9 protein-coding genes are annotated in these 15,481 nt (G+C 72.4%); 5 read left to right on the forward strand and 4 right to left on the reverse strand.

Annotation, left to right across the window (positions count from 1 at the left end; genetic code table 11):
• Positions 1 to 9 precede the first annotated feature (9 nt).
• Genes ACZ7L0_RS18805 through ACZ7L0_RS18815 form a run of 3 tightly spaced genes read left to right on the forward strand, consistent with a single transcriptional unit; the run spans position 10 to position 7,856 of the window.
• Positions 10 to 1,050 (forward strand): AAA family ATPase, encoded by a 1,041-nt coding sequence (locus ACZ7L0_RS18805; protein WP_471243563.1) that lies wholly within the window; start codon positions 10 to 12, stop codon positions 1,048 to 1,050.
• The gene (locus ACZ7L0_RS18810) at positions 1,040 to 7,057 is read left to right on the forward strand and encodes an SAV_2336 N-terminal domain-related protein (protein WP_471243564.1); all 6,018 of its coding nucleotides are present in this window, start codon (positions 1,040 to 1,042) and stop codon (positions 7,055 to 7,057) included. Before ACZ7L0_RS18805 ends, ACZ7L0_RS18810 begins: the two co-directional genes overlap by 11 nt.
• A gap of 31 nt (positions 7,058 to 7,088) precedes the next feature.
• The gene (locus ACZ7L0_RS18815) at positions 7,089 to 7,856 is read left to right on the forward strand and encodes a YqjF family protein (RefSeq protein ID WP_471243565.1); all 768 of its coding nucleotides are present in this window, start codon (positions 7,089 to 7,091) and stop codon (positions 7,854 to 7,856) included.
• Positions 7,857 to 7,869: 13 nt separating this feature from the next.
• Here the strand turns inward: ACZ7L0_RS18815 and ACZ7L0_RS18820 are convergent, their stop codons facing one another.
• Positions 7,870 to 10,566 (reverse strand): SpoIIE family protein phosphatase, encoded by a 2,697-nt coding sequence (locus ACZ7L0_RS18820; protein WP_471243566.1) that lies wholly within the window; start codon positions 10,564 to 10,566, stop codon positions 7,870 to 7,872.
• A 249-nt stretch (positions 10,567 to 10,815) separates the two neighbouring features.
• On the opposite strand from ACZ7L0_RS18820, the gene ACZ7L0_RS18825 reads away from it, so the two are divergent.
• Positions 10,816 to 12,393: a CBM35 domain-containing protein gene (locus ACZ7L0_RS18825; protein ID WP_471243567.1), complete on the forward strand. Its 1,578-nt coding sequence runs from the start codon at positions 10,816 to 10,818 to the stop codon at positions 12,391 to 12,393.
• A 104-nt stretch (positions 12,394 to 12,497) separates the two neighbouring features.
• Entirely contained in the window at positions 12,498 to 12,962 is a 465-nt protein-coding gene (locus ACZ7L0_RS18830) for a DUF6174 domain-containing protein (protein ID WP_471243568.1), read from the forward strand.
• Positions 12,963 to 12,971: 9 nt separating this feature from the next.
• Here ACZ7L0_RS18830 and ACZ7L0_RS18835 read toward each other — a convergent pair whose 3' ends face one another.
• From ACZ7L0_RS18835 to ACZ7L0_RS18845, 3 genes are all read right to left on the reverse strand, one after another.
• Complete coding sequence (locus ACZ7L0_RS18835; RefSeq protein ID WP_471243569.1) at positions 12,972 to 13,478, reverse strand: MarR family winged helix-turn-helix transcriptional regulator; 507 nt, start codon at positions 13,476 to 13,478, stop codon at positions 12,972 to 12,974.
• Between the two features lie 32 nt (positions 13,479 to 13,510).
• Positions 13,511 to 13,936, reverse strand: coding sequence for a DUF6069 family protein (locus ACZ7L0_RS18840; RefSeq protein ID WP_471243570.1), 426 nt, complete (start codon positions 13,934 to 13,936; stop codon positions 13,511 to 13,513).
• 89 nt (positions 13,937 to 14,025) lie between these two features.
• Entirely contained in the window at positions 14,026 to 15,282 is a 1,257-nt protein-coding gene (locus ACZ7L0_RS18845; RefSeq protein ID WP_471243571.1) for an MFS transporter, read from the reverse strand.
• Positions 15,283 to 15,481 lie beyond the last annotated feature (199 nt).

Here is a 15,481-nt window from a genome sequence, read left to right on the forward strand (position 1 = left end):
GACCGCCCCATGCCGCACTGGTCCGTCTACACCGGCAACAGCGAGCCGCACGACGGCATCGAGCAGCTGCCCGACCCGCCGCCCTGGCGGGCGTTCGACGGCGGCCCCCCGCTACCCCCGCCCCGCGACTCGGACGACGAGACAGCCGTCTCGCCGGACCGCGTGCACCGCGCCCGGACGTATGTCGCCACCCCGGAGAGCGTCCAGCTCGTCAATGCCGCGCTCTGCCTGCGCCGCCCGCTGCTGGTCACCGGCCCACCCGGCACCGGCAAGTCCTCGCTGGCCTACGCGGTGGCACGTGAACTGCGCCTGGGCCCGGTCCTGCGCTGGAACATCACCAGCCGCAGCACCCTCGCCGACGGCCTCTACCAGTACGATCCGCTGTCCCGGCTGTACGCGGCCCGGCCCGGCGCGGACGGCGACGACCGGCCCTGCGGCGACCGGAGTCCCACGGGCGGTGTCGAGGACCACCTGCGTCTGGGCCCCCTCGGCACCGCGCTGCTCCCCCACCACCGCCCTCGCGCCGTGCTCGTCGACGAGATCGACAAGAGCGACCTCGATCTGCCCAACGACCTGCTGAACGTCCTGGAGGAGGGCCAGTACGAGATCCCGGAACTGGTCCGCGCGGCCCGCTACGCCGACGGCGGCGGCACGGTCGAGGTGCTGGCGGACGGCACGGACACCCCGGTCACGGTCACCCGTGGCCGAGTCCGCTGCCGCGCCTTTCCTTTCGTCGTGCTGACGAGCAACGGTGAGCGCGAGTTCCCGCCCGCCTTCCTGCGCCGCTGCGTCCGGCTGAAGCTGCGCCGCCCGGACCGGGCGCAGCTCACCGAGATCGTCCGCGCCCACCTCGGCGATCCGGACGACCGGGCGGCGTCCCTCATCCAGGGGTTCCTGGCCCGCGCCGGCAGCGGCGAACTCGCCACGGACCAGCTCCTGAACGCCATCTACCTCACCGGCGTCGCCGGACTGGACGCCGAATCCCGCGACCGACTGGCCGAGCAGCTGATGCCGTACCTCAGTGCGGCGGCGGACGGCGATGGCTTCTGATCCCGGGGGCGGCGGGGTGGCGGGCGACGGATCGGCCGTCGCCCGGCTCGCCGCCGCCCTGGCCGCCGCGGCGGAGGCCGACGTATCGGCGCCCGGTGGCGGGCCGACGCCTCGGGAGCTGGCGGAAGTGCTGTGGCTGGCAGGCCTGTTGGGGCCGGTGCGGGGCGAGGCAGGCGCGGCGGGCGAGGCGTCCGGGCCGGATGCGGAACCCGCCGACCGTCCGCGCGACGGCGACACCGGAACCCCGCCCGGCCAGGGCGCACCCGTCGCCGTACCCCCGCGGCCCGAAGCACCACGGCAGAATCCGCCACCCGCCACACCCCACGACGGCCGGGTCCCCCTGCACGTGCCCGCATCCCCGTCGGCGGAGTCCGGCGGCGGCCCGTCGCTGCTCGCCCCCGCGCCACCGATGCTGCACCGGCCGCTCGCGCTCCAGCGTGCCCTGCGGCCCCTGAAGCGGCAGGTGCCGTCGCCGCGCGCCCGGATTCTGGACGAGCGGGCGACGGCCGACCGGATCGCCCGGCTGGGGGCGCATCCCGAGGTGTGGCTTCCCGTCCTGCGTGCGGCCCCCGAGCGCTGGCTCCGGCTGAACCTCGTACACGACACGGGCCCTACGATGCCCGTCTGGCGCCCTCTGGTGCGCGAACTGCACACCGTCCTGGCGCAGTCGGGCCTCTTCCGCACGGTCACGCTGCACCCGGCCACCCCCGACGGCCGCGCTCGCCAGGTCCCCGCGCTCGCCGACTCCCGCACCGTCACTCTCGTCGTCAGCGACTGCATGGGTCCGCAGTGGCGGCCGGGCCCGGCGGGCATCCGCTGGTACGGCACCCTGCGCCGCTGGGCGGGCCGCATGCCCCTGGCCGTCGTACAGCCGCTGCCCGAACACCTGTGGCACACCACGGCGCTGCCCGCCGAGCCCGGCCTGCTCATGGCCCCGGCCGCGACGGCCGTGACAGCCAGGCTCGCCTTCACACCGTACGACGTGGACGCCCCGGCCCCACCCCCTCGCGCCGTCCCCCTCCCCGTCCTGGAACCGGGCCCGGCCTGGCTCGCCAACTGGGCCGGTCTGATCGCCGACCCGGGCGGCGGCCGGAGGCCGGGAGCGGTGGCCTGGCTGCCGCCCGCCCCCGTTCCGCCCACCGAACCCGCCCCGGACATCACCTCGTTGCCCCCGGAGGACCTGGTCCTCCGCTTCCGCGCCACCGCTTCCCCGGAAGCCTTCCGGCTCGCGGGCCATCTGGCGCTGGCCGTCCCCTCGGTGCCGGTGATGCGCCTCGTCCAGCACACCCTGCTCCGCGACCCGCGCCCCCAGCACCTGGCCGAGGTCATCCTCAGCGGCATGCTCACGGCCGTCCCCGAGCCACCGGACACCTACGACTTCCGTCCCGGGGTGCGGGAGCTGCTGTCGCGCACGCTGCCGCGTTCGGCTCGGGGGTGGACGCGTGAGTTCCTGGCGCGGGTCGGCGGGCTGATCGACGAGCGGGCGGGGCTCGCGGCCGGGGAGTTCCGGGCGGAGGCGGGCAGCCGTGTACCGGCGGGCGCGGCGTTCGCGACGGTGAGCGAGGAGACGGTGCAGCGGCTCGGCGGGGGTGCACAGGAGGCGCGGGGGCTGGTCGCCGGGCGGTACCGGCTGGTGGGGACCCGGGGGCCGGGCGGGCGGATGTGGGAGGCCGTCGACACGGAGACGGACCGGCCCGTCGTCGTACATCTGTACAGGGAACAGACTGCGCCCCACGAGCGGTTCCTGAGGGAGGCGCGGGCGCTTGCCGAGATCGACCATCCGCATGTGGTGCGGGTGCTGGACTACGGGGTGGAGGGCCAAGCGCCCTACCTGGTCGCGGAGTTCGTGGACGGGGTGACGCTGGCGGAGCTGCTGCGGGGCAGCGGACCGGAGGTGCCCTTCGGGCTGTTCGCCCGTCTCGCCTCCCAGGCGGTGACGGGGCTGCACGCCCTGCACGACGGTCTGGTACGCGGCCAGCTAAGTGAGGACGGCCTGCTGCTGCGACCCGACGGCACCGTGGTAATCATCCATTTCGCTCTGGGCGAGGAGTCCCAGGGCAGGGACGATTCGTCGGACTTTCGTCAACTCGACCGCTTCCTAAGACAGTTGGTCCGGGATGTGACGGCACCTCCGGAGTACGGAGAGCTACTCGCCCAGATGGGCAACGGTCAACTGTCGGCCGAGGCCGCGGCCCCGCGGCTCGCCACGGCTCAGGACCCCGATTCCTGGAGCTTCCGGCTGCTCGGCCCGCTGCGGATCGGCCTCCCCGACGAGACGGTGACGGTGCCGGTCTCCGAGGCCCAGGCACTGCTGTGCATGCTGCTGCTCAGCCATGGGAGGCGTGTGACCTACCCGGAGCTGGCCCAGGGCATGTGGGAGGAACCGCCCACGGGCCCGGAAGCGGTGCGCCGCATCGACCTGCTGGCCGGCGAGGTACTGCGGCGCCTGGGCCCGTGCACCCTCGCCGTCCTCTCGGACGGCTACGCCCTGCACGTGCCGAACGCCGACATCGACGTACTGCGCTGCGAGGGACTGCTCGGCGCCGAGCCCGCGGAAGAGGACGCCCGCACCCGCCGCGCCCGGATCCGGACGGCACTGGATCTCTGGTACGGCGACCCCCTCGACGGTGTCCCCGGCCCCGCCGCCGAGGCCAACCGCGCCCGGCTGCGCGCCCGGCGCCTGTCGCTGTGCGCCACCGCTGCCGAACTGGATCTGGCACTGGGCGACTTCGACCGCGCCGCGACCGATCTGGAGGCTCTCCTCCGAGAGCACCCGGACCGGCAGGACTTCCGCCGCCTGCACATGCTGGCGCTCAAGGGCCTGGGCCGCGTCGCCGAGGCCCTCGCGTCGTACGAGGCCCACGCGCGACAGCGGGAGCCCGACGGCTCGGCCGACCCCGCCCTCGACGAGCTCTACCGGGAACTGCGCGCCGCACCGGACAGCACCCGCCCCACGATCGTCTTCGAGGCCGACGGCCTGAGCGAGCGCCCTCAGGCCCGCGACGCCCTCGGCCGTGCCGTGACCCGGATCCTCTCCCTCGGTGACCTCACCGCCGACCGGTACGAGGTCCTGGCCCGCGACAACGGCTACGTCGTCCTCCCCGAGCCCGATGCCTCCGTGCCGCCGGTGCTGGACGCGGTCCTGCGCGACGGTCCGGAACTGCTGGCGGGCCTGGCGAACCGGCTGCGGGTGGCGTTCTGGCACGCCCCGTCGTTCGCCGCCGCCGACCAGCCGGTCATGCCGCCCGACGTGCAGGCCGTCCTGGAGGATTCCGACGCGGACGTCCTGGTCGTCGTCTCCCCCACGCTGCACGCACAGTACGCGGACAGCTCCACCTCCCCCGGAACGCCCCGTTTCGAGCCCCTGCGCGGGGGAGCGCCGGGCACCCTGCCCCTCGCCTGGTGCTGCCGGCTGGAGCAGGCGGTGCGAGAGCCCGAAACCGGGAGCGGCGAACTGGTGCGCGGCCCCCTCACGACGTTCGACCCGGTCCCGGAGCCCGGCCGCAAGGCGATCGTGCTCGCCCCGGCCGAGGGTGTGCTGACCCTCCTCGACCGGGCCGCCCCTCTCGCCGAAGAACCACCGCCCCGGTACACGGGGTACTACGAGGTCGACCTCGCCGTCCACAGGGCCGGCACCTCGCTGTTCCTGCCCAGCTCCGGCGATGGCCACTTCATCGCCGAGGCGGAGCTGACCTGGAACGTCGTCGATCCGGTCGCCCTCGTCCGCAGCGGCATCACCGACGTCACCGACGTCCTCTTCGAACACCTCGCCGAGGAGGCGGCCCGCATCACCCGCCGCCAGCAACTCCACGACGCGCTCGCGGCCCAGCACGCCGTGCACGCGGGACTGCGCACGTGGCCGGTGCCGGGACTGCTGGTGACCTGCTCGATGAGCCTGACGTCGGCGGCCGGACCGCCGACGGAGCGAGGCGCTCCGGGCGGCTCTCACGGGCTAGTCAACACCCGGCCCGCACTGCGTCAACTCGTGATCGCGTCGACCGTGCGTATTCATCACCCGGCTGCCGGGGCTGCGCCGGACGATCCCGCCACGTTCCTGGGAAGCGGCTTCTTCGTCGCGCCGAACTGGGTGCTGACCTGCGCCCACGTGGCAGACGGCGGGCGAGGGGACGAGGTGGCGGTGGTCTACGAGGCCGCACCGGGCCGCGGTACGTCCACCGTCCCCGGCCGGGTGGTGGCCACCCTCCCGGACCACCACGGGGTGCCGGTGCCGGGTAACTGGCCCGCCCCGGACCTGGCACTCGTGCGGCTGAGCGAGCCCGCCGACCACGAGTGCGTGTACGTCTCGGAACGCCTGGCGTCGTACCCCGGCGAGGGCCAGGTCCTCTACGCCGGCTGGACGGTGGTGAACGGCCGCTTCGAGCTCCTGGACGGCACACTCAGCGTGCTGGGCACCATCGGCGGCTGGTCCACCCCGGGCATGCAGCTGCGCCTCGGCGACAACGAAGTTCCTCCCGGCGTCACCGGCGGGCCTGTGATCGATCCCGAGCGCGGCGAGGTCATCGGCGTGCTGAAGGCGCACGCGACCCATGGTCCCGGTGGCATCTCCACGGGTATCGAACAGCTGCGGAGCCTGCCCGCGCCGCAGGGCCCGGTGAACAGCGAGTACGACGACCTCTACCAGGCCGTGTTCCACGCCCACGACCGCTACCACCGCGACCGCCAGCGCCGCACCGACACCCGCCCCAACTGGGCCGACGTGCAGGGCCGACTCGGCGCGGGGCCCGGCCGGACGCTCACCCCGCACGAGCGGGCGGAACTGCTCGGCCGGCTCGCCGACCTGCCGCCGCCGGTCAGCACCCGCGACCTGCTCGACCTCCTGGACTCCCTGCCCGACTTCCGGGCTTCCGCCCCGCTGCCCGCGCCGCGCGGCTGGCGGGACGGCCTCGGGGTCGTGTACGAGCACGCGCGGGACGACGGCGCCCGCGAGCTCGTGGTCGAGTACGCGATGCGGGCCGTGTCGGCCGAACGGCCCTTCGTCACGTCCGGCACCGCCGACGCCGAGGCAGCCCTGTGGAGGTGGGTGCGTGAGGCCTCGGAACCCCTCAACAGCCGCTACCGCGAAGACCTCTTCCGACGGTGGATGGAGCTCCGGATGCGCCGACAGCCTTCAGCGGCGCAGTTCACGCCGTGGCAAGACGCGGCCTCCGGATCGCAAACCCAGCCTCGCCCGCCTGCCGAGCCCGGACAAACCATCCTCTTGGAGATCACGCAGCGGGGCTGGGAGCCCGACCGCTGCGACTGGCGGGTGGGGATACACCGGACACCCGACGAGGTGGTGCCGCTGCACGAGGGCGAGCGCAGCCTGTTGCGGGAGCTGCCCGCCCACGTCGCAGCCCCGCTCGCCGAAGCGTTCCGCCACTGCGACGAGCCCGGTCGCCCCGCGACGCTGGAGGTCGCCGTCCCCCCGCGACTGTTGTCTCTGGATGTCGACATCTGGCGCCTGGGGGCCGCCGACGGCCGGACATTGGGTGCCACCCGCCCGGTCGTCACCCGCTGCGCAGACCCGGACCTCCTCGACGACCCCGACCCCGCGGTCGAGGAGGAACGTCTCGCACGCTGGCGCATCCTGCACAGCCACCCGCCCGTACCCGAGGTGCTGGACTGCGACGACTCCCTCGCCGTTCCCGTGCCCGAGGTGACAGCGCTGCGCGCCCTGACCATGAATGCCGTGCCGGTACTGTGCGGCAGCGGCGCGGGCGACGCCGAGGCTCTGGCCCGCCACCTCGCTCTCGCGGGCCACTCCATCGCGCTCTGGCGCCGGAAGCCGGCTCCCCGGGACGCGCCCTGCGGGGAATTCCACCGGAGCGTCCACCTCGCGGTGACGTCCACTCCCACGGCCGCCGAGCTACCCCGAACGGTGTTCGGGCTGCGCGTCGGCCTGGCGGAAGGCAGAGTGGAAACCTACTGGTCCGACGGGCTGATGTTGTTGTACGACGACCCCACCCGGCCCCTGCCCGGGGCGGGCGACCTTCTGGAACCACCCTGAGATGCCGAGAGCGTCTGCGATCCTGGCACGCATGCCGCCCGACCCCGTGCCCGTCACTCCAGACGCCCCTGTTTCCATACACCCCCCTCTTCTCACCCAGCAGTGGCTCGACCTCACCTTCATCCACTGGGCCGTCGAACCGGACGCCGTGGCGGGGCTGTTGCCGGCCGGGACCATTCCCGACACGCTCCACGGGATGACGTACGTCGGGCTCGTCGCCTTCCGGATGCACCGGGTCGGCTGGTTCCGGCTGCCGGGGGTGCCGTACCTGGGGAGTTTCCCGGAGACCAACGTGCGGCTCTACTCGGTGGACGGGCAGGGGCGGCGCGGTGTCGTCTTCCGCTCCATGGACGCCTCCCGGATGATTCCGGTGCTGATGGGGCGCGTCGCCTTCCGGCTGCCGTACCTGTGGTCCCGCATGGCGGTTCGGACCGAGGGGCGCACCGTCACCTATACGAGCTCCCGCCGCTGGCCCGGCCCGCGCGGCGCGCACAGTCGCCTCACCGTACGCGTCGGTGAACCCATCGAGGAACCCACCGAGTTGGAGCACTTCCTCACCGCCCGCTGGGGAATGCACAACGCCTTCTTCGCCCGCGGGGCCGACTCCCTCGCATACCTGCCCAACGATCACCCGCGCTGGCCGCTGCACCGCGCCGAGCTGCTCACCTGTGAGGAGAACCTCGTCGCGGCCGCCGCTCTCCCCGCGCCGGGCGACGCGCCGGTGAGCGTCCTGTACTCCCCCGGCGTCCCGGTCCGCCTCGGCCGCCCGGCCCGCCCGGCGGGCATTCCCACGCCCTGAGCTGAGCACCGGGTCAGGCGGAAGGGGTCCCGGTGGCCGCCGGCAGTGCCAGCTCCGCCCAGATCACCTTGCCCTGGGGTGTGTACCGGGTGCCCCAGCGCTCGGTCAGCTGCGAGACCAGGAACAGGCCCCGGCCGCCCTCGTCGGTCGTCGCGGCATACCGCAGATGCGGCGACGTGCTGCTCCCGTCGCTGACCTCGCAGATCAGCGTGCGGTCACGGATCAGCCGCACGTGAATCGGCTCGCCACCGTAACGGATGGCGTTGGTGACGAGCTCGCTCAGCACGAGTTCCATGCTGAAGTCGAGTTCGGCCAGCCCCCACTCGTCGAGCTGCTCGGAGGCCGCGAGGCGCACCCGGGCGACGGCCGCCGGGTCGGGCGGTACGTCCCATCCGGCGATCCGGTCGGGCGGCAGCGCGCGGGTGCGGGCGATGAGCAGGGCGACGTCGTCCTGGGGCCGCCCGGGCAGCAGCTCCTCCAGCACGGCCTGGCAGCTCTTGTCCGGCGGCCGGTCGGGGTGGTCTGCCAGGGCCTGGCGCAGTAGCTCCATTCCGACGTCCAGGTCGCGCCTGCGGTCCTCGACGAGGCCGTCGGTGTAGAGAACGAGCTGGGTGCCCTCGGCGAGGTCCAGTTCCGCCGTCTGGAACGGCATGCCCCCCAGGCCGAGCGGCGGGCCGTCCGGCAGGTCCGGGAACACGGCACTGCCGTCCGGGAGGACCAGCGCGGGTGCCAGGTGCCCCGCGCGTGCCATGGCGCAGCGGCGGGTCACGGGATCGTAGATCGCGTACAGGCAGGTGGCTCCCACGACGCCCACGGCGGTGCCGGAGCCCCCCTCGTCCTGGTCGATACGGCCGACCAGGTCGTCCAGATGGCTCAGCAGTTCGTCGGGCGGCAGGTCCAGCGTGGAGAAGTTGTGCACCGCGGTCCGCAGTCGTCCCATGGTGGCGGCGGCGTGCAGGCCATGACCGACCACGTCGCCGACGACCAGGGCCACCCGGCTGCCCGGCAGGGGTATCACGTCGAACCAGTCGCCGCTCACCCCCGACTGCGCGGGAAGGTAGCGGTATCCGACCTCGAGGGCGCTCTGCTCGGGCAGGGCCCGGGGCAGCAGGCTGCGCTGGAGGGTGACCGCCAGGGCGTGCTCGCGGGTGTACCGGCGGGCGTTGTCGATGCTGACGGCGGCCCGGGCGACCAGCTCCTCCGCCAGCGACAGCTCCTCCTCGTCGAAGGGGTCGTGCTCCTTGGACCGCCAGAAGTTGGCCAGACCGAGCACCACGCCGCGGGCGTGGATGGGGGCCGTGATGAGGGAGTGGATGCCGTAGGCGACGATCTCGTCGGTGCGGTCCGGGTCCTGCGCGTGCCAGCCGGTGGCGGTGGACAGGTCGGTGACCAGCTCGGAGTGGCCGGTGCCGTAGCCGCGCGCCTGGGGTGTGGAGGGCAGGAAGTCGATCAGCCGGTCCTTCTCGTACAGCGGGTGGTCGTCGCGGATGCCGCTCACGGCGATGCGCCGCATGCCGGTCGCCGTGGTGGCGGGCTCCTCGCCGTGCAGCACGGCGTCGGCCAGGTCCACGGTGACGAAGTCGGCGAAGCGTGGGACGGCGACCCGTGCGAGTTCGTCGGCGGTGCGGATCACGTCCAGGGTGGTGCCGACGCCGAGTCCGGCGTCGTACAGCAGCTTGAGCCGGTCTCGTGCGACCTGGGCCCGGCCGGACACGGCCTGCAGCTCGGTGGAGTCGCGCAGTGTGACCACGGTTCCCTTGGGGCCTCCGCCACGATCGGTGGGCCGCTGGTTGACCGCCAGCAGTCGGGACCCGGCGAAGTGCACCTCGTCGGTGGCCTCGCGACCGGAGGTGAGGAGCGCGACCGTCTCGGGTTCCAGGGTCGTCAGGCTGGTCACGGGCTTTCCCTCGGCGTCCGGGGGCAGGTCCAGCAGCCGTCTGCCCTCGTCGTTCGCCAGAAGGAGCACGCCGTCCTCGCTGATGATGAGCACCCCTTCCCGTACGGAGTGCAGCACCGCGTCGTGGTGGTCGTACATGCGGGTCATCTCGTCGGGGGCCAGGCTGTGGGTCTGCCGCCGCAGCCGTCGGCCCACCAGCGCCGTCACGCCGGTGGCCGCCACGAGCGCGCCCGCTCCGGCGGTCACGATGATGCGTATCTGCCGGTCCACCTGGTTGGTCACGTTCTTGACCTTCAGCCCGGCGGAGACGAGCGCCACGACCTTGCCGTCGGCGTTCTTGATGGGAACGGTGGCCTGCACCTCCGGACCGAGCGGGCCGTGGACGCTTTCGGTGTAGACCTTCCCGGCCAGCGACGGCCCGATGGTGCCCACGAACCGCTTTCCGATCCGGTCCGGCATGGGATGGGTGTAGCGGATGCCGCGGGTGTCCATGACCACGACGAAGTCGACACCCGCGGACTTGCGTCCCGACTCGGTCAGGGGCTGGAGCACTTTCGACGGGGCGGGGGCTTGCAGCGCGGCGAGGATGCCCGGGGAGTGCGCGAAGGTCTGCGCGACGGCCACCGAGCGGCGCCTGGCTTCGGTGTTGGTGTCCCTCCGCGACTGCAGGACCAGCGAGAAGACAGCGAAGAGCACAAGCAGCACCACCAGCGCCGCTTGCAGGATGAACACCTGTCCGGCGACGCTTCGCGGGCTCTTTCCCACCAGCGGCCACAGCGATATGCGTTTAAGCCGGGCAAATCGGTCTCGCATCCGGCCTTTCTAGCATTGCCGGTACCGAATCGTCACCACCCTGCACGACAAGCGCCGCTCGCCACCGCACCTCCTGCCCCATGGATCACATCAGCCACCAGGGCATTCCTGTACGGAGCGTCCCGTCGCAGCCGGGCTCATATTCATCACTGTGAACCTGAATCATGTACGCGTCTATTGACGCGTACATTGCACAAGCCTACGGTCCCGGGTAAGCGCTTTCTGTGTCCATGAACCGGGAGACGAACGATGCACCTGAGACCAGTCATCGCGTCCGTCGGCCTGCTGGCCGGCACACTCGTCGCGCTGTCCGGCACCACCGCACAGGCCGCGTCGGCCCGTTACGAGGCCGAGAGCTCCCCGGCGGTCTGCACCGGCACCATCGACTCCGACTGGGCCGGCTACTCCGGCAGCGGTTTCTGCAACGGCACCAACGCGATCGGCGCCTACGCGCAGTTCACCGTGAACGCGACCACCGCCGGCACGGCCACGTTGAACGTCCGCTTCGCCAACGGGACCACCACCGCGCGCACGGCCGGCCTCGTCGTCAACGGGGCCACGGTGCAGACGCCGTCCTTCGAGACCACGGGCGCCTGGTCGACCTGGGCCACCAAGACCCTGACCGTGTCGCTGAACGCGGGCAGCAACACCATCCGCCTGAACCCGACGAGCTCGGGCGGCCTGCCCAACATCGACTACCTCGACGTGCAGACGAGCGACAGCACACCACCGCCGTCGAGCGGCGCGCTGTACGTCGCGCCGAACGGCACCGACGGCGCGGCCGGGACACAGTCCGCGCCGACCACGCTCACCTCCGCGATCAGCCGGGTCACGCCCGGCGGAACGATCTACCTGCGCGGCGGGACGTACGACTACGCGCAGACGATCACCATCCCGCAGGGCAACAACGGCACGTCGACCACCCGCACCACCCTGTCCGCCTACCCGGGCGAGACCCCGGTCCTCGACTTCTCGGCCATGACGGAGAATCCGGCGAACCGCGGGCTCGCCGTGAACGGGTCGTACTGGCACGTCTACGGCATCGTCGTCGAACGCGCCGGTGACAACGGGATCTTCGTCGGCGGCAGCGACAACGTCATCGAGCGCACGGTGACCCGCTTCAACCGCGACTCGGGGCTGCAGCTCTCGCGGATCTCCTCCAGCACCCCGAAGGACCAGTGGCCCTCCGACAACCTGATCCTGAGCGCCGAGTCGCACGACAACGCCGACTCCGACGGCGAGGACGCCGACGGTTTCGCCGCGAAGCTCACCATCGGCACCGGGAACGTCTTCCGCTACGCCGTGTCCCACAACAACATCGACGACGGCTGGGACCTCTACACCAAGACCGACACGGGAGCCATCGGCCCGGTCACCATCGAGGACTCGCTCTCCTACAGCAACGGCACGCTCTCCGACGGCACCGTGAACGCCAACGGCGACCGCAACGGCTACAAGCTCGGCGGCGACGACATCGCGGTCAACCACGTCGTCCGGCGCAGCATCGCCTACCACAACGGAAAGCACGGGTTCACCTACAACAGCAACCCGGGTTCGATGACGGTGTCGGACAACGTCAGCGTCGACAACGCCCAGCGCAACTTCTCGTGGGACGCCGGGACTTCGGTCTTCCGGAACAACACCTCGTGCCGCTTCGGTGTCAGCGGCTCGAACGACAAGACCATCGGTGACGCCGACGGCTCGAACCAGTTCTGGACCGGCTCGAACGGCTCCCGCTGCTCCTCGTACGCCGGCGCCCTGGGCTGGTCCTTCGCCACGGACGGCCGTCTCGTCGTGACCTTCGGCGGGAACCAGGTGACGCCGTAACCAGCCCCTTGCCGCATCCGGCGGCGGGGCGCCGGCCCCGCCGCCTGAACGATTCCGCGCCGAGCGGCGTCACAGTGGCAACCGCATCGAGAGGGTGAGCCACCATGACCGCCGTACGTTCCCGTCCCCGTTTCGTCTTCGCCGGCGCGCTGATCGGGGCCGTGCTGTGCGCGACCGCCGCCTGCGGCTCCGAGGACTCGGCGTCCCCGGAGTCCGCCGAGGCCGCCGCGCCGAAGACCACCTGGAAGGAACCCGTCTCGTACGACTACACGCTGACCTCGACCAGCCAGGTCCTGGCGGGGACCTTCCGCGTGAAGGTCAGGAACGGCGCGGTGGTCGAGGCGGTGGGGGTGGACGAGGACAGCCGGCAGCAGTCGCCGAAGGAGGTGCCGACGATCGGTGAGCTGCTGAAGAGGCTGGATCAGGCGCGGGGTGACAAGGCGGAGACGGCGGAGGCCGAATACACCGCCGACGGGCGCCCCGTATGGATCGAGCTGGACTGGGACAAGAACGCGATAGACGACGAAGCCCGGTACGTCATCAGTTCCTACGAACCGGCTGCCGGGTAACGGCCTGAGCTAGCGACGGCGCCATGGCAGCACCGCCGGGTCGGTCTCGGTGGCCTCGACCCGGTGCAGGGCCTCGCTGATCGTCTCGCCTATCTCGGCCAGTTGTCGTACCTGTTCCGGGCCGAGGGCGTCGAAGACGGCGCGGCGTACGGCTGCCACATGGCCGGGGGCGGCCTCTCGCAGCAGGGCGTATCCCTCGTCGGTGAGGACGGCGAGCTGGCCGCGTCCGTCGGCGGGGTCCTCGCGGCGGTCCACCAGGCCCGCGCCGCGCAGCCGGTTCACCGCGTGGGTGAGCCGGCTGCGGGTGATCTTCAGGCGCTGGGCCAGCTCGGACATGCCCAGGGCGCGGCCGGGCGCCGTGGAGAGGTGGGCCAGCAGGGTGTAGTCGGCGTGCGTCATGCCGGAGTCGCGCCGCAGCTGCCGGCTCAGGTAGTCGGCGAGCAGGGTGGAGAAGTCGACGTAGGCCAGCCAGGCCCGTTCTTCCTCGGCATCGAGCCAGCGGGGCGTCGTAGGCATGGTCACACCGTACCCGGGTCGCGTTTGAAGCCTCAATCACCAGCCTGGGTCAGCGGCATCACCCGGCGGAACATCGCCACCGCGACCAGGCCGACGGCGACATGCATCAGGAGCAGCGCCACCACGCCGGTCACTCCGCCGGCGCCGAGAAGGAAGAAGTCGGGGACGAAGGAGGCCGCGACCACGGCGGGGGCGAGCCGGCCGAGCAGCCTGCGGGGATCGCGGGAGGCCTTGCGGACGACGGCCCAGCCGACGGCGCCCGCCACCACCCCGAGGGTGGTCAGGAAGACGTATGACGGCGGTTCGAGCGGCTGGAAGTCCCCTGGCGCGCCCGCCGCGTGCGCCAGGACGGCGACCACCGCGTTCACCAGGGAGGACAGAACGATCGCGGCGAGCACGCCTCCTGCCACGACGAGCGGACCGCGCCGGACCGGGACCGCTTCGGGGATGACGGACATGGCAACTCCAGGGGGAAGGGCGCCGCGGACACAGGCCAGCGGCGACGCTTGAAGGATCAAACACATCGTGGGGCAATGCGTTTGAAAGTTCAAGCGGTCTCGCTGTCGAGAGTCGGCGAGGTCGGCGTGCCCTCTTCGGCCCCGGTCGCCCGGCGCCGCGCGAGCAGCAGTCCCCCCGCCACCAGAGCGGAGGCCAGGCCCAGTAGGCCGACAGCGCCGGCGAGGCTGCCGACCGCCGACTCGACGGCGATCAGCGCGAGCGGGCACACGAACTCGCCCGCGAAGAACGCCGCCGTCCACAGTCCGGTGCCACGGCCGCGGTCGGCGTAGTCCAGCCGGGACATCGCCACGGTGAGCAGGGAGGGCAGCAGGATGCCGGTGCCGAGGCAGTTGAGCACCGCACCGGCGATCAGGAGGACGGGACCGCCGGACAGGCCCATCACCGCGAATCCCGTCGCGCACAGCGCGAAGACGGCGGGCAGCCTGCCCCCGGCCTCGCCGGGCAGCCTCGTGAAGACGATCGAGCCGGCCACGGTGGCGGCACTGGCGAGGGCGGTGGCCAGGCCGATGACGCCGGTGGCGGTCACGCCCAGGTCGTCCAGCAGGTACGACATCTCCACGGGAACGGTGTAGAAGACCATGGCGCCGAACGCGGTCAGGACGCAGATCCCCGCCAGTCGCCGTACGGGGAACGGCCGCGGCTCGTGGGAGGGTCCGCCCGCTTCGGTGCCGCCCGGGCGGGGCCTGGGCAGCGCGGCGGCCATGGCCGGAGCGAGGAGGAGGCCGATCGCGTAGATCCAGAAGGGCGCGCGCCAGCCGGCCGAACCGAGGGCGCCGCCGATGACGAAGAAGGCGGTGGCGGAGGCAGAGGCGCACATCGTCTGCAGGGCGAGGTAGCGCTGCCGGGTGCGGCCGCTGTAGTAGTCGCCGATCAGTGTGGTGCAGCAGGTCATGATCGCGGCCTCGGCGACGCCCACCAGGACCCGGCTGGCGACGATCGCGCCGAGGGAGTCCAGCCAGAGCGGGGCGGTACCGAGCAGGGCGTACAGCACGGTCGCGAGGACCAGCAGGCGCTTGCGCCCGAGGCGGTCGACGACGACACCCGCGAACGGGGCCAGCAGGGCGAGGGCGAGCGCCGGGACGGTCAGGACGACGGGGACGAGGGTCTTGGCGCCGGGCACCGTGTCGAAGTGGTCCTGCATCTTCGGCAGGACCGGGGCTATGAGGACGGCGCCGAGGACGGGCAGACAGCTCCCGGCCATGAGGAGCGTGGCGCGCAGGGGGCCCGCGTCCACGTCCGGGGAGGTGTGGGCGGCGGGCGCGGGCAGGGGGACGGATCCGGGCATGCGGGAACTCCACGTGCGGTGGCTGGGGGCGCGAAGCGGTGCCGTCGCCGTGGTCGTGCCACGTCACGGGCCCCGGTTCGCCCGAGGGAATGCGCCGGGGACGACGGGCGGCGGGTTCTGCCCCGACTATGGGGCAGGCCGCCACAAGCGCCTAGCCCTCACGCGATCGGTCTCCCGGATCACCTTCATCCGCCCTGTG

Source organism: Streptomyces sp. NPDC039424 (genome assembly GCF_055639495.1).